The following is a 20,756-nucleotide window of genomic DNA, read 5'->3' as shown; positions in this document are numbered from 1 at the left end:
GGGCCGCAGGCCCCTAACCGTGTCGATCGGGCAGCGCCGCAGGCGCTTCGACCTGTCACCGACGCACCCCGCATCGCGTCAGCAGCGGCCGACGGGATGTGCACGGTGTGCCTACGTCACAACGCAAGGTCAATAGCGCAACTGGGGCAGGGGTGGGGCACTGCAGTTGTCGAGTGCGCCGCACCGAGCGTGTGAGAAGCGCCCCCGTGCGTCTCCATCTCACTCGTGCCGAACCGAGCGGGCCGCCGCGTCAGCCCCGGTCCCAGCTGGTTCGGTGTGCGCCGCACGGCGATGGTGTCTATCGGGCCTCGGACTCGGCACCGGGGGTGCTGCGGCTATTCAGATAGGTGGCGGTGGTGACCAGCGCGGTGTAGGCGGCGAGGTTTGTTGGGATCAACAGTGCAACCGAGTTCCCGTGGTAGGCCGCCGTGAAGGCGAGGTCAAGGCTGTAGCTGAGGGCACCGGACAGCGCCAGCCCGACGAGCCAGCCCAGCGCCTGATTCGAGGGGACTCCGACGGCGACCATGAGCGCGTCCGCTAGTCGTGGCTGGCGGCTGATGAAGACCTGGGCGGCCCCTGTTCGGTGGCCGGCGTGGACTGCGGCTTGTCGTTGACGCTCCCACGAGCTGGCCCATCGGATGCCGGCGGCAAAGAGCAACAGGGCCGCGACGATAAGTCCCACTACGGCTGCAGGCGGGACGGAAGCATGTTGTCGACGGGGACCCAACAAGGAGTCGATGGCGCTCATCGCGACGACATAGAGGGGCATCAGCCAGATCAGCGGGCGGGTGGTTTTCACGGGCGCGCCGGTCATCGTTTCCTGCGCCATGATGCTCGTGCTTTGCATTCTGGCGACATTCCTACAGTCCTAACACCGAGCCAACACGGTTGGGGCGGTTTCGCGGACCGAGCCGGCAGCTGGCAGTCGTCTATGCGGCTCGCCGGGTGGCGAGGACGCGTCGGCAGCCCTGTGGGCTCGGTTGGCGCCTTAGGGTAGCGTCAGATGACCTGGTATCCGAGTCGACGCGCCGCTTCTGCAAGTCGGCCGCCCAGGCCGGGGTGGGTCAGGGGTAAGGAGATGACCGGTTGGGCGGGCATCGCTGAGCGCGCGGGAGCGAACAGTGCGAGACAGGCCATTCCGGCGAAGCGACTGTTGTAGCGTACGCCAGCAAGCTCGGGGAACGCCTCGACGATTGACCGTGCCCACCGCTGCGTAACCGCGTGCGGGGCTGTGGATATCGCGAAGGTGCCGCCGGCGCGCGTTGCCCAGGCGCCTGGACTGTCGACGGCGAGGTCCAATACGGACAGCGTTCGGGTGAACGACAGACCGGTCAGGTAGGGACATCCCCTGCGGCGGTCGATGGTTCTGTCGATCTGGAAAGCTTCAGCTAGCGCCGCACCAGGGGCTGATGCCCCGTACCACACGCAGTGTTTTGGGTGGTGTGCGCGAGGCGGGGGCTGCGGGTCAAACCGCAGGACGGGCCCGAAATGGCGAAAAGCGTTCCACGCGAGGATATGAGGGCCTTCGGTGCGATGGACGCGCCACCATGTCTCGGTTGTCTGTATGTGGCGGAGTTCGTCGTCGCGAATCCCGATTTCGCGTAGCTCGCCGGCAGGCGGGGGGTCGGGGAGGGTCGAGCCTGCGCTCACGTACTGGCCCAGTCGGCGATGTCGATGAGTTCGAGCACCGGCTCGACCGACCCCCCGCTACGCAGCCACTCCAGGATCGACAACGGCCTGCCATCGACTTCAAGCTGGGGTTGCGGGGTGCGCAATAGGCCGGCGACCGCACTAGGGTGTAGGCCTTCGGGGAGGGCTTGGAATACGCGCTCGAGGCCGCGAATTTGCCTGTCCGGCTTTCCGGTTTTGAGGTTGAACTCGAACTGGATGGCCGGATACACCCAGGCGCCGTCGTTTTCGATCGCCCACAACGTTCGGGCCAGCCGCCGTTGACGCACCCGTGACTCGTTGATACCCAGCAGGGATGCCACCAGGGAGGCCGGGTAGGCGGTATTGATCAACATCGCGGTATGGGCGACGATGTCAGCGGCCGACTCGGCGAACGCGACAGGATCTTCGACGAAGCCGGCTTCGTCGAGCAGCCGCGCCTGGTCTTCGGTCAGTGCCGCTGCGCCGGGCTTGATAGCCGGTAGCGTCTTAAGCGCGGCTAGTAGGTCGTCGCGGTGGAGATTGAACCGCTCCGAAAGCAGTTGGTCGAGTTCGTCAACGGCCATGGCCTGCACCACCCATCGAGTAATTAACGCTGACTAACGGTAGTATATACCCGTTAGCCGACGGTGGCTATGGTGCATGATCCAGGGGCGGGTGCGGGGGTCACGATTCGGCACTGGGGCGGGTGTCTCGCAGCGTTGGCGTGTCAGAATCCGGCTGTGCCCGACTGGACCTATCAGCCGCTGCGCCGGCCAGCCGCGGTGCTGCTCGGTGAGCGGCGCAGCCAATTGTTGGCGTTGCGAGCGCTTGCGGTACTGATCCGATATGCCGGCGGGCGCTGGTGGATCCCTGTGGTTTTCGATCACCCGCCTGCGCCGCCGCAGTGGTCTGGGCGTTTCGGCGCCTCGGTGCCGCCTTGGATCGCATCTGAAGCCGTCGCGGTCCTTCCGGTGCAGGGGGCCGCGGTGGTCGAGATTAACCCAGTCGGCGGCGCGGACGTCGCAGCCGTGCGCCGCGCGGCGGCCGGTCGCCGGTGCCGGGTGACCGCTGTGGTCGACGACGCCCAGACAGGCGCGGCGATCGCTGGCGATGTCGACGCCGTCAGCATCGGTGAACCCGCTAGCGCGGTGGTGCGGTTGAGCTCCCCGGATTTAGCGCCGGCGGTTGCTGCGCTGGCTGACGCGTCGACGGCGGTCCTCGCCGGCCCCGCTGTGCTGGTCGAAGCCGGACCTGGCTGGTTTAACCGGGTAATCGAGGTAGCCACGCCCACCTCGCCCTTGGCGCCACTGCGCAGCAGCCTCGGCGCAGACCCGCGGCGCTGGCCCAATTGGTGGTGGGCCGGCGTGACCGCGCTGGGTTTGATCCTCGCCGGGATTGGAGCGGGGGCGATCGCGTTGGGCCCGGCGCTTCTCGGCTATGACCGAGACTACCTCGGTGCAACCGTGTCCGATCTACACCACCTTAACGCCCACCTCGTCGGCTTCTTACAACACGACCGAGTCACCATGGCCGCCAACATGATCGGCATCGGAATCCTCTACCTCGCGCTGGCACAGGCGATGCGCCAGGGCTACCGCTGGGCGCGGCGCGCCCTGGCGATCTCAGGGGCGGTCACCTTCGGCAGCTACTTTTACTTCCTCGGCACCGGCGGGTTCATTGAGCCACTGCATACCCTGGTCGTCGTGGTGCTGCTGCCGCCGCTGATGCTCGCGGTGTGGCGACGGCCCGCCACCCCGCATTGGCCGCCGGTCGTTGAAGGACCCGAGGCGCAACGCCGACGGGCGCTATGGGGACAACTACTTATGGTCGGCGTCGGCGGCGGGCTGGCGGTGGCCGGCGTGGTCATCTCCATTGTCGGGTTCACTTCGGTGTTCGTCCCGACCGACCTCGCCTTCATGGGTACCTGTGCCCATCACCTGCAGCAGGCTGACAGCCATCTGTTGCCTTTTATTGCCCATGATCGGGCGGGTTTTGGCGGTGCGCTGGTCGGCGCCGGTCTGGCGGTGTTGTTGATCAGCATGTGGGGTTGGCGGCGCGGGCAACGCTGGGTGTGGTGGTGTCTGCTGCTGGGGTGCGCGTGCGCAACGGTGCCGGTCGTTGTCGTCCACCTCGCCATCGGCTACACCCATTTCGTGCACCTGCTGCCCGTCTACCTTCTCATCGTCGCGGTCATCGCGGCGCTGGCCTTAGCCAAGAGCTATATGACCGCACCGTTGACCCTCGAACCGCCGCATCGAGTCAAAAACACGGCCGACAGAACATGACTGAGCCTTGCATCGGGCAGCGGCCTGAGACTTATTGGTCGAGCTCGCTCAGTGACACCCAGAGGAATGGGCCGGCAGGGTTGATCACCATTCCGGCATGTCCTTGAGCACGGGCCATCTTCACGACTTCTTCGGTCGTGAGTGATATGGCCGCATCGGCGGGGTTGAACGCGAGAACCTCAGGGCCGCTGGTGAATCCGAAGATGCTGGTGGTGCCGTCTGGATTCGTGGTCGTACGAACTTCGACGTGTCCAGTTGTGTCGTCAGCGGCCAACGCCATCGGACCGTTCTGCCTCAATATCTGCACCACGGTGCGTCTGTCGATAATGCCCGCAGCGTGATCAGCCAACGCGCGCTTAAGTGCCTCGTTGTTGGCGTTGCGCAGCGCGAAGTCAATCTCAGGCGCCGACAGTGCGCAGGTGGGGCCGGCGGGATCAATGTAGAGCCAGGCGTTGCCTTGGCGAAGGGCCAGCTCCAGCGCTCCGGGGGCTGGCTGTACCAGCGACTGGGTGCGGGTGCCTGGCGGGTACAGCGGGGCGATCGCTTCGTTGCAGGTGAAGGCAAACAGCGCCGAACCGCCGTTGGGGCCGGTTCCCACGCGGATCTGCAGGCGCGATCCGGTGGCGAACGGTTCGCCGTTAAATGCATCCGAGCCGGTGATGTCGAGAAGCACTTCTCCGTACATGCACAACCGCAGTACCTCGAGGGCACCGCGCTGGTTGGGTTGAGCCGCGAACGCCGCGACGGCGCGTCGAAGCCCCACGTTATTGACCAGTCGGTCCGGATGGGGCGGATTAATTGGGTGGGTCATTCTCGGTGAGTTCCCCTTGCGTTGGTGCCCGCCTCGGTGAAAGCCAACGCAGCGGTCCCGAAGGGTTCGCTGTGTCTGGGTTCAGCATGGCGGCCGCGGCGGCCTCTGCTGGCCCGCCGTGGGGGACGTGCTCGCGTGGTTTGTCGTACCAGTCTGGCGCAGCGTTGTCAGTGAAGTGTGTCGGGGCACAGATCATGTTGTGCCGCGTCAACGATTTTCACGTTTGCGCCGTTGATGAGATTGAACCCGAAGAATCCGTCGTGTAGGGCGGCCTGCGCTGGCATCCCTGCTCGCATGTCTGTGCACACGTGATAGCCCGCCGCTAGTTTCGCGTTGGGATCCATGAACACGTCCTGGGTATCGTTCAAGAACGCTTGATCGTCGGCGTGCGCGAGAGGCGCTGCGATCAAGGCGATTACGGGCGTCGCCACGAGTGCCGCAATTTTCATCATGTTGGTTGACCGTCTCTCGACTTCGGTAGTGGACATGCTAGCCAGTTGAGCGCGGCAGCACCGGCGCTTTTGACCGGTGCAGACAGCACGGGCTTCGTCTCAGAACGCACCGCTTACGCGAACGCGGCTGGCAGCTATAGGTGCGAACAGCTGATCCGGATCCGACCCGGACCTTCTCACCGTGGCCGCGGGTAGGCTCAGTCCGTGATCAGGTCCGGCGCCCGCGGTGCAGTTCCGCTGCCACCTGCGCCGATGCTGGCGATGGCGGGGCAGCCGCCCTGCGGTCCGGAATGGGTTGTTGAGCCGAAATTCGACGGGGCGCGCTGCGCGGCCCGAGTCGGCGCCGGGCGAGTCGATCTTTTCAGTCGGCATTTCACTAACCTGTCGGCGTCGTTTCCTGAGGTGATGAAAGGGTGTACGGCACTGGGCCGCCGCGGCGTGATTCTCGATGGCGAAATCATCGTCTTGGACGATAAGGGGCGACCCAGTTTCGAACTGCTGCAGCGCAGGCTGCGCGTTGCCCGGCCACCCGCGAGCCTCACTAAACGACTGGCCGCGCGCCTGGTGGTTTTCGACATCCTCTACCTCGACGGTCAAGACCTGACCGGGATGGCGTACCGGGACCGCCGCGCCGCCTTGCAAGCCTTGGGTGCGGACGATCTCGCGATCGAACTGGCCACGTCGCCGGCGTGGAGCGACGTGGACGGTGCGCAGGTGCTCGCGGCGATGGTCGACGCGGGCATGGAGGGCATCGTCTCCAAGGATGTGACCTCGAGGTACCGGGTCGGCAGGCGCACCCGCCAGTGGATCAAAACACCTCACCGGTGCAGCAACCACTTTCTCATCGGCGGTTACACCCTCTCCCGAGGATCTAGCGCATCGGTGGGATCTGTACTTGTCGGCGCCTATGACCCCGGCGGTGTGTTGGCCTATTGCGGCCGCATCAGCGTGGGGTTGGGTCAGCAGGCGCGCCGTGATTTGCACGCCCGTCTATCCGGCCTGCATCAGACGGTCTCCCCATTCGGATTGATCGATCACCATGGCCACGACGATGGCGTGCTGTGGGTAAGGCCGGTGGTTGTCGGCCGTATCGAATACCGCGAATTCGTCGGCGGCCGACTACGTCATGCCGCCTGGAAAGGCGTGGCCGATGTCAACGCCGGCGATGTGTGTCTAGCACTCCTGGGATGACACGGAGAACTGATTTTTTGCGCCGAGCGACCCGTGGGAGCGCATTAGGATCAGGTCAGTGTCAGGGTGAGGTTGCCGCGTGTTGCGGTGGTTGGATCCTGAGCATCTGGTGTCTGGCTCGTAGGCTCAGTGCCGCCCGGTGGGGTTGGCGTGCATCCGTTTTGTCGGCATCAGGTGTGAAGGACCGACCGGCGTGACTTGATAGGAGCGTGGCATCGCCCCCGACTGAGATGTGTCCGCCGGCCGGTCCAACCGTCACCTCACAGTGAAGGAGGCAACCTCCATGGTTGTTGTTGGAGCCGACGTTCACAAGCGCACCCACACGTTTGTCGCGGTGGACGGCGTCGGGCGCAAGGTCGGGGAGAAGGTCGTCGCGGCAACGCGCTGCGGTCATGCCGAGGCGGTGATGTGGGCTCGGGAACGTTACGGGTCCGCGGTGGTGTGGGCGGTTGAGGACTGCCGGCACCTATCGGCGCGCTTGGAACGTGACTTGCTCGGCGCCGGTCAGCAGGTGGTGCGGGTGCCGCCGAAGTTGATGGCTCAGGTGCGGGCCTCAGCGCGCACGAGGGGTAAATCGGATCCGATCGATGCGTTGGCGGTGGCGCGGGCGTTTCTGCGCGAACCCGATCTTCCGATCGCGTCGCATGATGAGGTGTCACGTGAGCTCAAGCTCTTGGTGGATCGCCGTGAAGACCTTGTCGGTCAACGCACCTCGACGATCAATCGGTTGCTGTGGCGGGTGCATGAACTCGATCCCGAACACGCACCTAAGCCACGCTCGCTGGATCTGGCCAAGCACCGCCGACTTCTTGGGGAGTGGCTCGCAACCCAGCCCGGGCTGGTCGCCGAACTGGCCCGCGATGAGCTGGCCGACATCACCCGGCTTACCGACGCGATCAACGCGTTGGCCACACGGATCGGCGATCGTGTGCGCACCATAGCCCCGACGCTGTTGGCGATGCCAGGTTGCGGGGAATTGACCGCAGCCAAACTTGTGGGCGAGGCCGCGGGCGTGCCCCGCTTCAAAAACGAGGCCGCCTTCGCCCGCCATGCCGGCGTGGCACCGATTCCGGTGTGGTCCGGAAACACCGCGGGCCGTGTGCGCATGACGCGTTCTGGTAATCGCCAAATCAACACCGCACTGCACCGTATCGCCGTGACCCAGATCCGTCTTGCCGGTCTGGGCCAGGCCTACTACCGCAAACGCCTCGAGACCGGCGATTCCCCAACCGAAGCGCTGCGTTGCCTCAAGCGCCGCCTGGCCCGCGTGGTGTTCCACCACCTTCACACCGACCATCTAAACCGAATCCAGCCTTGCCAAACGGCAGCGGCTTGACATAGGAGAAACGGATGCCGAGAGCGATTTTCATCCACGATATGAGCCGCTATTTGCATCCGTCGTCGCTTGAATTGGTGGAGCTGGCCGACGCTGAGGAGATGGCCGCATACCTGCGCGCTCCATACCCGGGGGGCCGATATGTCGAGAGCTTCGCTACGGCGGGTCCTTTTGGGCGTCTTGTCTTTTGGTTCAGTTCGTGGCCCGGGCCGATACCTCGGGATGTGAACCGGCCGGCGACCGAGCTACTTGTGTCAGCAGCAAATTTTCGGCCACGCACGGTGCCGCTGCTTCGTGGCCAGGTCGTGCTGGCCGCGCACGCTGGCGACGGTGGCCTCGTGGGGGTCACCGACGATCAGATTCAAGCGATCGCAGTTCATGCGAACCGCTGGCGCACACCCATCACTCTCGAGTGGCGGTATAGCGCGGCGGCCCGGGCTCAGCGGCGCCGCCGCAAAGCCGCTCAGGCGGGCCGCGAAAGGCACTTGCGGGACCGGTTAGCTGTCCGTGGGCGGGGCCGAGCGGGCTAGGGCCGGATATGACTGCGCTGCTGATCGGCAAAGTGCTGCTGCTGGCGTTTCTCCTCGTGGCCTGCGGCGCCGTGGCCGTCGGCTGTGTGCGTAGCCGCCGGACCGGTGTGCAGCCATGGAAGGTTCCCAACGCTTCGCCGTATCTGGGTATGTACCGCCGCGGACTGCCGTCGACCCCGCCGCCTGACTGCACATTAGGGGAGAGTTCATGAGCACCGACCGTGAGGGTGAGATCACCCGAGACCTGGGCTCGTCGAGGTCGCAGAGTGCGGCGAACCAGGCCGACGGTGTTGGACCGGATACCGATGCAGAGCGCACGGTCGTCGTGCCCCCGCGGCAGTCACCCGCTGACGCAGAGCGCACCGTTGTGGTGGGCAAAGCACCGGCGCTCGACGATAACGAGCGCACCATGGTGGCGCCCACATCGCCAGGGCCACAACCCAGTACCGGCCAGAAGGGCGGCAATGAGGGCTCAGGCGACCCGTCGCCCCAGTCGGCTCCCGCCCAGCCGTATCGGGTAAGCGGGAGCCACCCCTCGACGTCTGCCGATGCGGCCTCGCCGGCGGGCCGGCCACTGGCGGGCCCGGCACCGCGGGGTGTGAGCGCCGGCTTGCCGGTGAGCTATCCACCTGCTGGGCAACACAATCCGCTCCCACCGGCGACCCCGCGCCAGCCCAGTTCGGGGGCCCCACCGGGCGGCTACGGGCCGCCCCACCCCTACGCTTATCCGCCGCCGGGGCCCTATGTCGCCCCAGGGCACGGCCCGGCTGTACCCACAGGCCGGGCGCGGCCCACCCCGCCGCGGATCGTGATGTGGGGCGGGCTGGCACTGGCGGTGTTGGTGGGCGGCATCGCGTTGGTCATCGGGCTGTCCCAGCCTGATTTGTTGTCCACCAAAAAGCTCGACGTTCAAGCCGCCCAGGCCGAAATCCAGCGCGTATTGACCGACGACATCACCGGCTACGGCGATAAGAACGTGGCCGACGTGAAATGCAACGACGGCGCCAACGTCACGGTGAAGCAGGGCAGCAGCTTCACCTGCCAGGTCAGCGTCGATGGCACCGCTCGGCGGGTCACGGTCACCTTCTTGGACAACAACGGCAATTTCGAGGTCGGCCGACCCGACTAGGAGCGGGGGCTGGTATCGCATAATGCACACGCCGACAAGGACATTGCAACAAAAGGGGTGGATTGTGGGGTGGTGGTTCAGCGGTTTCGTATTGGGTCGGCTTCGACGTGCGGCCGGGATGGCCATGACCGTGAGCGTGGTCGCCGCGATCGGCGTGACCGGATGTAGCGCGGTGGTCAAAGGGCACGGCTCGTCGATGCTGTATGACCCGTTTCATGTGGGCGGCTTGCCCGCGGTCGACGGACCAAGCGGACCTCGCAGCGACGCGCCCGAGCCCACCGGGTCGGTGAAAAACACCAACCATGGTGACGAGGACAAGCTGGCTTTGTTGTCGGTCAACGATATTCAGGATTTTTGGCAACACAACTATGGCCAGTTTTTCCCTGGCGAGTTTCGACCCGTCGAGGATCTCATCTCCTATGACTCCGACGATCCGGCCAGCCCCGTGGTGTGCCGTGAGCGCACCTACAAACTGATTAACGCGTTCTTCTCACCGCGCTGCAACCTGATCGCCTGGGACCGCGGGGTGTTGATTCCCACCGGGAAGGTCTATTTCGGGGCGATGCCGGTCACCGGCATCTTCGCCCACGAGTACGGTCACGCCATCCAGCAGATGGCCAAGATTGTGCATCGGGCGACCTCGACGATCGTGCGAGAACAGCAGGCGGACTGCTTGGGCGGGGTGTACATGCGCTGGGTTGCCGAAGGGAAGTCGCCGCGCTTCACCCTCAGTACCGGGGACGGGCTCGACCATGTGCTGGCCGGGCTGATCGACATCCGCGACCCGATCCTGACCCCTGAGGATCAAGAGTTGACCGACGAGGGCCACGGGACGGCGCTGGACAGGGTGAGCGCGTTTCAGATGGGGTTTGTGTCGGGGGCGTCGGCTTGTGCGGCGATTGATGAGAACGAGGTCAAGCAGCGCCGCGGGGATTTGCCGATCGCGTTGACCTACGACCGCTCTGGTCGATTAGAGACCGGGGAAGTCCCGATTGCCGAGCAGACGATGTCGGAGCTGATGGACACCCTGGGGTCGGTCTTCTCCCCGAAAAACCCTCCGCAACTGTCGTATAGCCCCGTTGCTTGTGCCGACGCGCAAGCCAGCCCGCCGGCATCGTATTGCCCGGCCACCAACACCATCGTCGTCGACCTGGCCCAGCTGCAGAAGATGGGCGCTCCCGCCGATGAACAGTCCGGCCATGTTCTGATCCAGGGTGATGACACCGCGATGTCGGTGGTGATGTCGCGCTATGTCCTTGCGGTGCAACATGAACGGGGCCTCAAACTGGACTCTCCGGTCAGTGCGCTGCGCACCGCGTGCCTGACCGGGGTGGCACACCGCAAAATGGCCGGCCCGGTGGCGGTGTCCTCGGGCAGCGGTTTGACCTTGACCGCAGGCGATCTCGACAAAGCGGTGGCGGGTTTGCTCACCAACCACCTGGCGGCCAGCGATGTGAACGGGCAGACCGTGCCGGCCGGATTCACCCGGATCACCGCGTTTCGCTCCGGGGTGGTCAGCACCAACGACGATTTGTGTTACCAACGCTTCCCCGACGCCACTGCATCGGCATAGCACCGGAATAGCCCCCAACTTGTGCGCCGTCGTTTGTGATCTGGCGGCACCCGGGTCCGGCAGTGCTCATGGCCGTGGTTCAGTCCTTGGGCAGTTTGTCGAGGGTCTTGCGCGCTTCCGTGCAGAAGATCTGGTGCTCGTCGTCGAGGTATTTGGCAACCGCGTCGCGGACACCGGTGGCGCGCTGGCGCACCAGGGCCTTCATCGCCGGGATCCGGGTGGCCGGGTTGGCAAGTTGGCTCACCGCAAGCTCTTTGGCTTCTTCGGTCTCGATGCGGCCGATCCATTGCACCAGCACCGATTTGGTGGGGAAGTCCTGTTCTGAGCGAATGAGAGCGGCGATGCGCGGGAAATCGGATCGGTCACAGATTTTGGCAAGAGCGAAACCAGCGGCCTCGAGCACATATCTACTGACGGGAGGATCGATCGCGAACTGGTCGAACAGCACATTGATCGCATCGCGGTTGCCTTTGGCGTGCTTGGTGATCAGGTTGCGAATGAGGCCTTCGCGCAGGATATCCCGATCTTCTCCGGCGGGAACGCGCTCGTCGATGTGGCGCAGCCAGTCCACCATGATCGGCACCGCCTGCGGGTAGTCCTGGGCAGAGTTGACGAGCTGCCAGACGGTGTCTTCGGGAATGCCCGCGGCATTGAGGTCACGCTTCATCGCCTGTCGCGGTGTGGGTTCTTCGGGCATGATTTGTACGATCCATTCGACCAGGACTGATTTTGTCGAGAAGTCGTGCTCGGACCGAATCAGGGCGGCGACGCGCGGGAAGTCGGAGTGCTCGCAGATTGTGGCCAGAGCCAGGCCTGCAGCCTGGAGTTCGAGATTACTCAGCGGTGGTTGGACGTCGAACTGGTCGAACAGGACGTCGATGGCGGCGCGGTTGCCTTTGGCGTACTTAGTGGTCAGCTTTCGGATCAGGGCGGTCCGCCACACCCGACGGTCTTCTTCAGGCGGGACGCGCTCATCGAGGTGTTGCAGCCAGTCGACGATGACGGGAATGGCCTGCGGGTAGTCGCTGAACGAGTCGGCCAGTTCCCGACCGGTGTCGCCACCGATCCCGGCGGCATCGAGCCGGCATGTCATCGCCTGCTCGGAGTCGGGCAAAGTACCGGACCTCATGACAGCTTTCCTCAGAACGCCAGGCCGTAGTCGAGCAGCAGGAGCAGCACCGTCGGGGCCAACGCCAGCAGGGTGACCGCGCCGATCAGCCGCAGGGCGGGGTGCGGCCGCACAGCGATGGCGCTGGCGGCAAGGCCGGCCGACACGACCATCAGTACGGTCGCGCCGATCACCCCGACCCGCGCCGATTGCACCTCCGCCGCCGAGCCGGCCGGGTAGACGCCTTCTTCGAACTTGACCCCGAAGGTAGGGCTGCCCAGCGGTTGCAGCAGCAGGAACACCGCCGATGACATCAGCAGCAGTCCCAGCAGTGCCAAGGATGCGCCCAAAGCGGTGCGGTTGGAGGGCTCAAGCGGACCGGTGTCGGGGCGCGCCTGCCAGTCTAGGTGGTCGTTGTTGCTCATCGTTAAACCTTTGTCCCGGTGCGGCTGATCTCGTAGTTGCCCGCGTCGTCGGTGAACGTGACCACGAACTGGTGTTTGATGTGGTCGATGGTGGCCTGACAGGTGAAGGTGGCGCCCTTGGTGACGGTGGGGTTGCGTCCGTCGTTGCAGATGACGTCGCTGACGTCCTTGGCGCCGTACCCTGCCGGGTCGGATAAGACGTGGGCAACGCCCGCCTGAGCTGCGCGCACATCGAGTTGCCGGGTGACGAAGAACCCCGGCGCCCAGAATCCGGTAATGAGCACCGCAGCGCCCGCACTGCCCGCTGCGCCCAGGACCAGCGGCAAGCGTCGGCGTCGCCGCGCTGCCGGTGGGGGACAAGGAACGAACGCCGTTGGCGCCCAACAGGTTGGGCCAGGGGGCGCTGGACGGTGCCGGTGCGCAATCGGGCCCTGCGGGGCGCCTATCGAGGGCAGCGGTGGCCGGGGGAGCGGCTGGGTCGGCGGATCGTCGTAGTACGCGCGAGACACCGGCGGTATGACCAGTGCATGCGGGTGGTGGTGCCGTTGCGTGGCGGGCGCCAGTCGGTGCTGCATGAGAGTGCCCTTCCTGATGTCCTGGGGCAGTTCCACCGCGCCCCGCTACGACAATAAACGAAGCGCCCCGGTTGTGCAACGTTTAGAAACGCTGCACCTGGCGCAGGTTGCTCGACACGCGCGGGAGACTGTCGGCGTTGAGCCGGCGGCACACCCTTGGCCACGTGACGACCCGTGCCGACAGCCCGCGAAAGACCTAGTGAACACCAGGAAAGTGGACCATGGGACGAGATGTTTTGGGGGGCAGCGTTGGGTGCGCGAAGAGCCGACGACACGAGATGAACATGGGCTTACCGGACCCGATGCTCGCCAAGTAGATGTAGCATGACCCTTAGTGCAGCGGCTCGGAACACAGCAGTCCGGGCCCACCGTGACCAGGAGCCAGCATTGACATCAGGGGAGATCACCACGACAGCGCCGCTGAGTGTGCGGGTCGGCAGGGCAACACACACGCTGCACCCTGAGGCGGGTGTGGCCATCATTGGTAGAGACAGCGCGGCCACGGTAGAGGTCGACGACGAACGAGTTTCGCGGCAACACGTTCGGCTCGAACCGCGTCGCGAGGGCTGGCGGGCCTTCGACACCAGCACCAACGGAATTTTCGTCGACGGGATACGCCGCAGCTCGGTCCTGATCAGCGGCGCGACCACCGTCTATCTCGGGGCGCCCGACGGGGTAGCGGTAGGCCTGACCCCGCAGCACCGATCGCAGGTGCCGCCTGAGGAATCGACGCAGGTCATGCGCCCGTTCGACGGTGAGGGCGAACAGTGGTGGGACAACGAAAGCGACCCCGGCGTGATCCGGGCCGGCAGCGCGGTCGCCGAGCGCCGGCAGCAGCTGGGCATCTCCCAGCGCAGCCTCGACCGCGACGGAATCATCAACGCGGGCGCCCTGATCAAGTTCGAGAAGGGCCGCAGCTGGCCGCGCCGCAGCACGCTGGAGAAGCTGGAGAAGGTGCTGGACTGGCCGACGGGCCACATCACCCGCATCCGGCGCGGCGCGGCTCCGGCGCCCACCAGCGGTGCCATCCAGACCGGCCCCGTCGCACCCGCCGGCGAAGAGGCCACCGAGGTGTTCACTGACTCCGTTCAGGCGCCGCTGATGGCCGAGACGGTGGAACTGGCCATGCACACCTTGCTCACCGCCATCTCCGAACTGCCGGAGCCAACCGATCCCGACTTCAGCCCCAAGGCCACCAAAACCCTGGCCGACCTGCGCAAGCTGGAGCGGCTGGCATCCAGCGCCGCGCGCAACGCCAAGGGCAGCCCGTCGGTGATCCTGGCGTTGAGCAGCGTGCGACGCAGCTACAACGACTTGATGATGCGTGCGGCGCGCTCACCGGCTGCCACGTTGGGTCAGCGGCTCTACGGCGCCCGTCACCGCGCGGAGCTGAGCCTGCAGGAGGCGGCCAACGGCGCTGGGCTGCCGGTATCGGTCCTCGAAGACGCCGAAGCCGAGCGCCCTATCGCCCCCGAGGCCGCCCGGGCGATCGACAATCTGATCGGGCAGCTGTCGATCGGTTGATGCCCGGGATGCTTTTCGGGCAATGCTTGGGAATCAGAAGCTGCCTTCACGCGGCTATCGGTTTTCAGGATTCTCTGCCTGTTTCGCGGCCTTTCCCGCGACGAGTGCGCTGTACAGGGCGAGCGGCAGGAAGGCGAATAGGCCGACGGCGCCAACGATCATGGTGACGCCAAATGAGGCCCACAGCGCGGCGACCAGCAGGGCGAGAAGGCTGATGGCGGTAGTGAATACGCACAGCGGGGTCAGTCGTAGTGCGGCGCGGTGGCCGGCTACCCAGGCCTGATCGCTGCGCATCGTCGAGGGGGTGCGGATTCCGGTCCACTGGTTGCGTTTCAACCGGCCGGTGGCGGCTCGCCAGTTCACGACAATAAGGACGGTCACTATCGCGATCTGATTGGCGGCCATCCACATCGACATCAGCACGCGTTGGTTCATGTCTGTCCTGAGGGGAGCGTCGAGATGGGTTGTGGTGCAAGGCGATCGGCTTCGTCCTTTGGGGTGCCGATTCGGCTCGGGAGGTGAGATGCGCGCTTTAGCGGCGGAAGCCGCGGGTATCAGCGGCGGTTGGCGGCGTTTGCCAGGCAGCGGGCTGTCGGCTGGCGTTGGCCTGGGCGGCTTGGCGCCGCAGAGTCACTCGCGCACGGTGGTTTTCAAAGAGTGCGATCCAGTTGCAGACCAGCAGGGAGGACACACTCCACCATCCCAAGGCCAGATTGTGCACGCGTGCCTCGCGCAGTGCCGCCTCGCATTGGGCGAACGTTCCCGTGACGGTGTATGTCTCATTCAACATCAGGATGGCTAAGCCGGCGTGCTTCCTGATCCGCACGGTGAACAACGGTTCGTTGGCGGCTGGGGGCGGGGGCGGGTAGCCCGCCGGCGAGACACCGTGGCCCGGCCAGGGCGCGGGTCCTAGTTGCTGCGGAGCCGGGGGGTAGGGCCGCGGATACCCGTAGGGCTGCGGGTAGTGGGGGTGGTGGGGGTAGGACATGGTTCCTCCGTAGTGATTGGGCAATCAGGTTGTGCCGAGCGGATTTCAGTTCGGTGGCCGCTATCGATGCTGCTGCGGTGGTGGGTTAGGCGTTCGAGATTGATGCGCTGATTTTGGAGACGATGTCGCTGGCTTGGCTGCTGGTGTCAAAGCCGCACCACAAGGTGTCGACGATGACGTTGTTGGCCAGTCCCATGGCGCGTTGACAGGTGAGGCCGCGGCCGTCGGGCTGGGTTTGAGTGGTGGCCAAGGTGGTGTCGGTGGCCTGGGCTGTGCCGAAGTTCCAGGTGACGGGGGCATGCCCGGGCGAGGTGACGGTGAGGGATCGGTTGGCGCAGCCCGACCAGCGTGTCTTGGCTTGGCTGAAGAACTGCTGGGCGGAGTCGGCGTCGCGGAAGCCGACCAGGACTTGCACCAGCGCGTGCTCGGGTCGAACGGGGGCAGCGTCGTCGAGGATCTGTCCTTGCGCGGCGTTCCAGTTGCTGCCTTGGTAGACGGTGGCTTCGGCCGGTGAGTAGCTGTCGAGGCAGTCGGGGTTGGAGACGACGTCTTCGTCATGCCACATCCGCGTGACCTGTTTGCGTATGGCCATGGCGCTGGTGTGTCCGATCGTGTTGACGTCGCTTTCCTTGAGCAGCAGATCCCCGAGGTGCTGGGGCAGGACGGCCGGCGGCTGCCAGCGGCCCAGGTCCGGCGCTGCCGCCGGGTGCCCGGTGGTGGTGGCGGTGCATCCGGTCAACAGCACGGCAAGAGCGACGCCCGCCAGCAGGGTCCATCGCCAAACGGGCGTGAAAAGCGCTCGGCGGGTGCCGGTGGTCGGCGTGGGTGCACCGCTTATCGGTTGCGGCTGGCGGCTCAGCGAAACAGCGCTCATGTGGCGGTCCCTCCTGACAGCTCGTTCGGGTATGACGCAGACGGTAGCAACAAAAACACAGCGGTGCAATGTTTAGAAGCGTTGCGCTGCGCTGCACGCTGTGTTTCAATGTGCGGCATGCGCGAACACGGTGCCGAGCCGCACAGCTTCCATAACCCACGCAGGGCGGCCCCCGCCGCGCTCGCCGAGCTCTCGCAGTCACCTCTTCCCGAAGGACGGCCAATGCTTGACCACCCGCTCTCGCCCTTGACCAACCCGACGCAACCCGCGCTGACACCACAGCGGGCCTTTCCGCGGCCGGCTACTCCGGCAAGCGCCGCCGCGCCACCGCACAGTGCATATCGGCCCGCCCAGACACCGTTCATGCGGCCCGGACCGGGCGAGGAGGCCACCGCGGTATTGCCTCGCCGCCCGTTCTCCGCGCCTGGTGGGCCTCCCGCGCCACCGGCACGCCCTGGGATGCCGGCCTGGGGGCCGGTTCCCGGGTCCCCGCCGCCGGGGTTCACCCCGGCTCGCCCGCGGCGCCTTCCCCAGTGGGGACGGATTGCCGCCGGGGCCGCAGTGGTGATCGCCATGGCGGGCACCGGCCTGACGATCCACGCCGCCAGCAGTCCTGATCACCACACGGCGAGCTCCCCACGAACGCCGGCGCCGACCTCCTCGACAGCGCCGATCGACCCCGGGCCGCCACCCCAGCCACCCACGGTGCCGTTGTCGGCGCTACCCGGGTTGATGCTGGATGTAGCCACCATCAACAGCATCGAAGGTGCGACCGATATCGCACCGTTTCCCGGGGACAGCGGCCAAGACGACTATGCGTTCACTGGCGTGAGCACCGATCGGCCCGAATGCGGCGAGATCCACCTGCCTGCTCAGGATGTCGAGCTCGACAACACCGGGTGGGTGGGAGTGCGCACGCAGTCGCTGGGGGATGCCAAGGCCGCCACGCACATCAACCACAGCGCCGCGATTTACTTCGCTACCGCCAAGGCGGCCAACGACTTTGCGGCCAAACAGGCACAGGCGTGGCCGAAATGCAACGGCGCCACCTTGCATGTGTCGGAACGGGGCTATCCGGGCAGCATTTGGATCGCGGGCACCGCCACCAACCATCAGGGGATGCTCAGCATCACCAACACCCAAGAGGGCGGTGGCGGCTGGCAGTGCCAGCGGGCCCTGACCGCGCGCAACAACATCGTCATCGACGTGCGCAGCTGTGGTGCGAACCGCACCGATCAAGCGATCACCATCGCCACCCGCATGGCCGAGCGCGTCACCCCCCACTAGGCGGCCCGGCGCCTGGCCGGACGCGTGAGCTCCGTCGCACTCCACATCGTGAGAAAAGAGGACTGATGATCAAGATGAGCTTGGCGCCCAGCGCTATTCGGTTGGCCCTGGTGGTGATGTGCTCGGCATTGGTCACGGCGGCGGCCGGCTGCGCCGACGTCGTGACCGGCACAGCACATCCAGCCGCCAACCTCAAGCCCCACCCGCTGACCGGCCCGGTCATCAAGGACACCATGCTGACCGACACCGAACTGTCACATGTGTTTGATCAGGCGTTCGAGATCGACCGCTCGCCGGTGTTCGGCGGGCCTGCGGAATTGTTCTGGGATTGGCCTGGCGCCAAGCAAAGCGACTGCGCCGGGCTCAGCAAGATCCTCATCGGTGAGACCTACACCAACGCCCAGGTGCTCAACGTCGCGCACGAAATGTGGTGGGACTCTCACTCCCACCTGTCGCCGGTAATCACCGTGATCAACCTTGAGGAGGGCGTGGTGGCGCTGCCGTCGATGGCCGCCGCTGATGGGATGTTCGCGAAGTTCACCCAGCAATGGCAACGATGTGTCGGCGCACGAATCCAGAGCGGCGCCAACGTCTACTACGAGGTTGGCGAGGTGCACGCCGAGGGGTCCGTGGTGGAAGCCACCGTGGAGAACCACGATCAAACCATCAATTTGCGCGAGTCGCACGCCTTGGGAGTCCGCAACAATTGCCTGGTGGAGGTCTCCATCACCTACTACCGCGACACCGCACCCGCGCCCGGCAAAACTGCCAGCGATATCGCTCGGCAGATGTTGAACAAAATCGGCGATCGGGCCTGAGGTGCTGGTAGCAGCGACTACCATTTCGGATCAGGCCGAGACCGCCAACCGACGCCGAAACGGGGGATCAGACGAGATGGGACAGCGCGACGTTGCCTGTCGCGACGGATCCGCGGGGGAACTGATGGCAGCGGTGTTGAGCCAACCACGGGCCCGCCGGCTGGATTCTGCTCAGCAGGCCCGCCTGCACCGCGCCGCGTGCGATGCCGAACTGCTCTACCCTGACGATCCCCACTTGCAGCGTTGCGCCGTCGAGGCCGCGATCGACTATCTGGACCACAGTGCAGACCTGAATGCTGCCGGCGCCGAGTGGCAGCGGATCCGCGAGCAGGAGAAGCGAATTCGCGCCCGGGTGCGCCAGCTGGCGGTGATGTCGGTGGCCGACCGGGTGGTCTCGGAACGTCGGGTCGCCCGAGTTATCGGCGTGGACCGCATGCTGCTGCGGCGCTGGTCGGGCAAACGCGCCAGCACACCCAAGGCAGAGGTAGCCCTGCGCCAGGGACCCCTGCGATGACGACGGCGGGGTGCGTGCGGCCACGTGCAGTGGCATCGCCGGTGTGGCGGCTCGCCGCGCTGGCCGCGGTGATCGCACTCGCTGGTGGCTGCTCCACCGTGGTCACCGGTAGTGCGGTCAAGTCGGGTGGCCCGGCGCCGGCGGCGGCCAATGTGGCGCTGCTCGATCCCGGTAACTATCCCCACCAGCCGCGCCCGGCGTTGGGCCCGGTGGCCGACGAGGCCACCGGGCGCCGGGTCGAAGCCCAGCGGATGGCCGACATGGTGGCCAGTCCTTGGCAGGTGGATTCGACGCTGATCAGCCCCTTGGGCGCCGAAATCGCGCCCACCACTGCGGTTCCCGATCCCGGGCGGCTTTCGGCGCTGGTGCGCGGTGATTCGATCGCCTCGATCGCCGCGGCGCATCACTTCGTGGCCGGCTTCGTTAGCGGCCGTCTGACCCCGCCACCCCCGCGCGGCCAGGCCCCCGCGGACAAGCCCAAGGTGTTGGACAACGGAGTGTTCCGCTTTCCCAGCCCGCAAGAGGCGACCGACGCCGCCGCGGCGATGGCCGCCGCTGATGCCGCCACCGTCCGGCCGGGCAATGTCTGGGCCACCCGCTTGCCCGTTCCACGCTCGCCGGCCACGGTGGCCTACGTGGCGCCACTGTCGGGCGGCTTTGAAGCCTCAGCGTTCACCGCGCACGGCCCGTATGTGTTTTTTCAGTTCGCCGGAACCAAAGAGAGCGCCGAGGCCACGGCCGAGCTGATCGCCAAAACCCTGGACCTGCAAGGCCCGATGGCCGATCACTTCCAAGCCACACCGGTCGACCAGCTGGCTACGCTGCCCGCCGACCCGACCGGATTGCTGGCGCGCACCGTGCCGGCCACCGACCCCAACGTCAACCAGGGCGCGGTCTATCCACCCCACGGCTCGCTGCATTTCCGCTCCGACCCGGTGGCCACCGAGGCGATGTACACCGACGCCGGGGTCGTCCACGTCGCCGCTGACCGCACCACCGTCTACGAGGCGGTCGATATCCCCGGTGCGCAGCGGGCCGCCGACGGGCTGGCCCGCATGGACGTGCCGTTCCTGGGCTACCACTCCGCACCCGGCATCAACGGATTGCCCTCGGCGCACTGTTTTGACCGCGGACCCGACAGCACCGAGCTGGGCGCGGTGCGCTTTTTGTGCATCACCACCGCGAACCGCTACGCGTTCAAAGTCACCGCCGCCCAGGAAGTAGAGGCCCACCAGATCGTCGCCGCCCAATACCTGATGTTGACCGCGCCATGACCCGCCGCGCCCGCCCCTTGGTCGCGGTCGGCGCCGCGGTGCTGGCGGTGACGGTGGCCTGCAGTACCACGGTCGCCGGGACTGCTGTCAAAGCCCCCGGGACCGAGGGATCTGATGGTGTCGACCTTGGTCTGCTTGATGTCGGGAATTTCCCCACCGCCCCACGCACACCGCTGGGGATTGCCGGCGATGCGATGAACGGCGGCTGGGCCGAAGGACGCCGCCTGGCCAGCGCTGTGGTGGGCCCCTGGGAGGTTGATGCCGACCTGGTCAACTACGCCCAAATCGATTCCGGTGTCGTCAAAGACACTGACGCGGTCAACGCCGAGCTGGGCGCCCCGCTAGGCGATGCGTTGGGCGGCCACAATCTGATCGCAGGATTCTCCAGCTCCCGTCACACCGACAAGGGCCG

The 20,756-nt window shown here is 66.0% G+C and carries 23 protein-coding genes; 12 read left to right on the top strand and 11 right to left on the bottom strand.

Annotated features, from left to right (window positions below):
- Positions 1-298: 298 nt before the first annotated feature.
- The 3 genes from HMPREF0591_RS26220 to HMPREF0591_RS26215 form a co-directional block, all read right to left on the bottom strand.
- Complete coding sequence (locus HMPREF0591_RS26220; protein WP_007171790.1) at positions 299-847, bottom strand: hypothetical protein; 549 nt, start codon at positions 845-847, stop codon at positions 299-301.
- Between the two features lie 152 nt (positions 848-999).
- A complete protein-coding gene (locus HMPREF0591_RS31515) occupies positions 1,000-1,662 on the bottom strand; it encodes an RES family NAD+ phosphorylase (protein WP_083802076.1) in 663 nt (220 codons plus the stop codon).
- Entirely contained in the window at positions 1,647-2,234 is a 588-nt protein-coding gene (locus HMPREF0591_RS26215) for a hypothetical protein (protein ID WP_007171789.1), read from the bottom strand. The genes HMPREF0591_RS31515 and HMPREF0591_RS26215 overlap by 16 nt, the downstream gene beginning before the upstream one ends.
- Before the next feature lie 156 nt (positions 2,235-2,390).
- On the opposite strand from HMPREF0591_RS26215, the gene HMPREF0591_RS26210 reads away from it, so the two are divergent.
- Entirely contained in the window at positions 2,391-3,935 is a 1,545-nt protein-coding gene (locus HMPREF0591_RS26210) for a hypothetical protein (RefSeq protein ID WP_007171788.1), read from the top strand.
- 31 nt (positions 3,936-3,966) lie between these two features.
- Here the strand turns inward: HMPREF0591_RS26210 and HMPREF0591_RS26205 are convergent, their stop codons facing one another.
- The gene (locus HMPREF0591_RS26205) at positions 3,967-4,746 is read right to left on the bottom strand and encodes an SseB family protein (RefSeq protein ID WP_007171787.1); all 780 of its coding nucleotides are present in this window, start codon (positions 4,744-4,746) and stop codon (positions 3,967-3,969) included.
- Positions 4,747-4,913: 167 nt separating this feature from the next.
- Positions 4,914-5,234 (bottom strand): DUF732 domain-containing protein, encoded by a 321-nt coding sequence (locus tag HMPREF0591_RS26200; RefSeq protein WP_083802075.1) that lies wholly within the window; start codon positions 5,232-5,234, stop codon positions 4,914-4,916.
- A gap of 168 nt (positions 5,235-5,402) precedes the next feature.
- Here HMPREF0591_RS26200 and ligD point away from each other — a divergent pair, with 168 nt between their 5' ends.
- The 5 genes from ligD (at position 5,403) to HMPREF0591_RS26180 (ending at position 10,957) form a co-directional block, all read left to right on the top strand.
- The gene (gene ligD, locus HMPREF0591_RS26195; protein WP_157137578.1) at positions 5,403-6,389 is read left to right on the top strand and encodes a non-homologous end-joining DNA ligase; all 987 of its coding nucleotides are present in this window, start codon (positions 5,403-5,405) and stop codon (positions 6,387-6,389) included.
- Between the two features lie 265 nt (positions 6,390-6,654).
- Positions 6,655-7,725 (top strand): IS110 family RNA-guided transposase, encoded by a 1,071-nt coding sequence (locus HMPREF0591_RS26190; protein WP_208857807.1) that lies wholly within the window; start codon positions 6,655-6,657, stop codon positions 7,723-7,725.
- 538 nt (positions 7,726-8,263) lie between these two features.
- The gene (locus tag HMPREF0591_RS31505; protein WP_007171782.1) at positions 8,264-8,467 is read left to right on the top strand and encodes a hypothetical protein; all 204 of its coding nucleotides are present in this window, start codon (positions 8,264-8,266) and stop codon (positions 8,465-8,467) included.
- A gap of 629 nt (positions 8,468-9,096) precedes the next feature.
- A complete protein-coding gene (locus tag HMPREF0591_RS30465; protein ID WP_157137577.1) occupies positions 9,097-9,384 on the top strand; it encodes a DUF4333 domain-containing protein in 288 nt (95 codons plus the stop codon).
- 118 nt (positions 9,385-9,502) lie between these two features.
- Positions 9,503-10,957 carry a neutral zinc metallopeptidase gene (locus tag HMPREF0591_RS26180; RefSeq protein WP_040624055.1) on the top strand — a complete coding sequence of 485 codons (1,455 nt, stop codon included), beginning with the start codon at positions 9,503-9,505 and terminating at the stop codon, positions 10,955-10,957.
- 79 nt (positions 10,958-11,036) lie between these two features.
- Here HMPREF0591_RS26180 and HMPREF0591_RS26175 read toward each other — a convergent pair whose 3' ends face one another.
- Genes HMPREF0591_RS26175 through HMPREF0591_RS34160 form a run of 3 tightly spaced genes read right to left on the bottom strand, consistent with a single transcriptional unit; the run spans position 11,037 to position 12,774 of the window.
- Positions 11,037-12,071, bottom strand: coding sequence for a HEAT repeat domain-containing protein (locus HMPREF0591_RS26175; protein ID WP_157137576.1), 1,035 nt, complete (start codon positions 12,069-12,071; stop codon positions 11,037-11,039).
- Between the two features lie 26 nt (positions 12,072-12,097).
- On the bottom strand, positions 12,098-12,490 hold the full coding sequence (locus HMPREF0591_RS26170; protein WP_007171778.1) for a hypothetical protein: 393 nt from the start codon (positions 12,488-12,490) through the stop codon (positions 12,098-12,100).
- 2 nt (positions 12,491-12,492) lie between these two features.
- Positions 12,493-12,774, bottom strand: a complete 282-nt coding sequence (locus HMPREF0591_RS34160) for a DUF4333 domain-containing protein (protein ID WP_425270256.1) — start codon at positions 12,772-12,774, stop codon at positions 12,493-12,495.
- 678 nt (positions 12,775-13,452) lie between these two features.
- Between HMPREF0591_RS34160 and HMPREF0591_RS26160 the strand changes: the two genes are divergently transcribed.
- A complete protein-coding gene (locus tag HMPREF0591_RS26160) occupies positions 13,453-14,589 on the top strand; it encodes an FHA domain-containing protein (RefSeq protein ID WP_167310187.1) in 1,137 nt (378 codons plus the stop codon).
- 54 nt (positions 14,590-14,643) lie between these two features.
- Here the strand turns inward: HMPREF0591_RS26160 and HMPREF0591_RS26155 are convergent, their stop codons facing one another.
- The 3 genes from HMPREF0591_RS26155 to HMPREF0591_RS26150 form a co-directional block, all read right to left on the bottom strand.
- A complete protein-coding gene (locus tag HMPREF0591_RS26155; protein WP_007171775.1) occupies positions 14,644-15,024 on the bottom strand; it encodes an SdpI family protein in 381 nt (126 codons plus the stop codon).
- A gap of 97 nt (positions 15,025-15,121) precedes the next feature.
- Positions 15,122-15,415, bottom strand: coding sequence for a hypothetical protein (locus tag HMPREF0591_RS32620; RefSeq protein WP_157137575.1), 294 nt, complete (start codon positions 15,413-15,415; stop codon positions 15,122-15,124).
- Between the two features lie 247 nt (positions 15,416-15,662).
- The gene (locus tag HMPREF0591_RS26150; protein ID WP_007171773.1) at positions 15,663-16,451 is read right to left on the bottom strand and encodes a sensor domain-containing protein; all 789 of its coding nucleotides are present in this window, start codon (positions 16,449-16,451) and stop codon (positions 15,663-15,665) included.
- A 705-nt stretch (positions 16,452-17,156) separates the two neighbouring features.
- On the opposite strand from HMPREF0591_RS26150, the gene HMPREF0591_RS26145 reads away from it, so the two are divergent.
- The 5 genes from HMPREF0591_RS26145 to HMPREF0591_RS33300 form a co-directional block, all read left to right on the top strand.
- The gene (locus HMPREF0591_RS26145; protein WP_050790146.1) at positions 17,157-17,738 is read left to right on the top strand and encodes a sensor domain-containing protein; all 582 of its coding nucleotides are present in this window, start codon (positions 17,157-17,159) and stop codon (positions 17,736-17,738) included.
- A gap of 110 nt (positions 17,739-17,848) precedes the next feature.
- Positions 17,849-18,556, top strand: coding sequence for a sensor domain-containing protein (locus tag HMPREF0591_RS26140; protein WP_244269117.1), 708 nt, complete (start codon positions 17,849-17,851; stop codon positions 18,554-18,556).
- 124 nt (positions 18,557-18,680) lie between these two features.
- Positions 18,681-19,070 (top strand): hypothetical protein, encoded by a 390-nt coding sequence (locus HMPREF0591_RS26135; RefSeq protein ID WP_157137572.1) that lies wholly within the window; start codon positions 18,681-18,683, stop codon positions 19,068-19,070.
- Complete coding sequence (locus HMPREF0591_RS26130) at positions 19,067-20,344, top strand: DUF7373 family lipoprotein (protein ID WP_244269115.1); 1,278 nt, start codon at positions 19,067-19,069, stop codon at positions 20,342-20,344. The genes HMPREF0591_RS26135 and HMPREF0591_RS26130 overlap by 4 nt, the downstream gene beginning before the upstream one ends.
- A 17-nt stretch (positions 20,345-20,361) precedes the next feature.
- On the top strand, positions 20,362-20,756 hold a 395-nt coding region (locus tag HMPREF0591_RS33300), incomplete at its 3' end, for a DUF7373 family lipoprotein (protein ID WP_425270255.1).

It is taken from the genome of Mycobacterium parascrofulaceum ATCC BAA-614, from assembly GCF_000164135.1.
GTDB lineage: Bacteria > Actinomycetota > Actinomycetes > Mycobacteriales > Mycobacteriaceae > Mycobacterium > Mycobacterium parascrofulaceum.
Note: the sequence above shows the minus strand (reverse complement) of the source record. Positions and strands in the feature narration are given on the sequence as shown.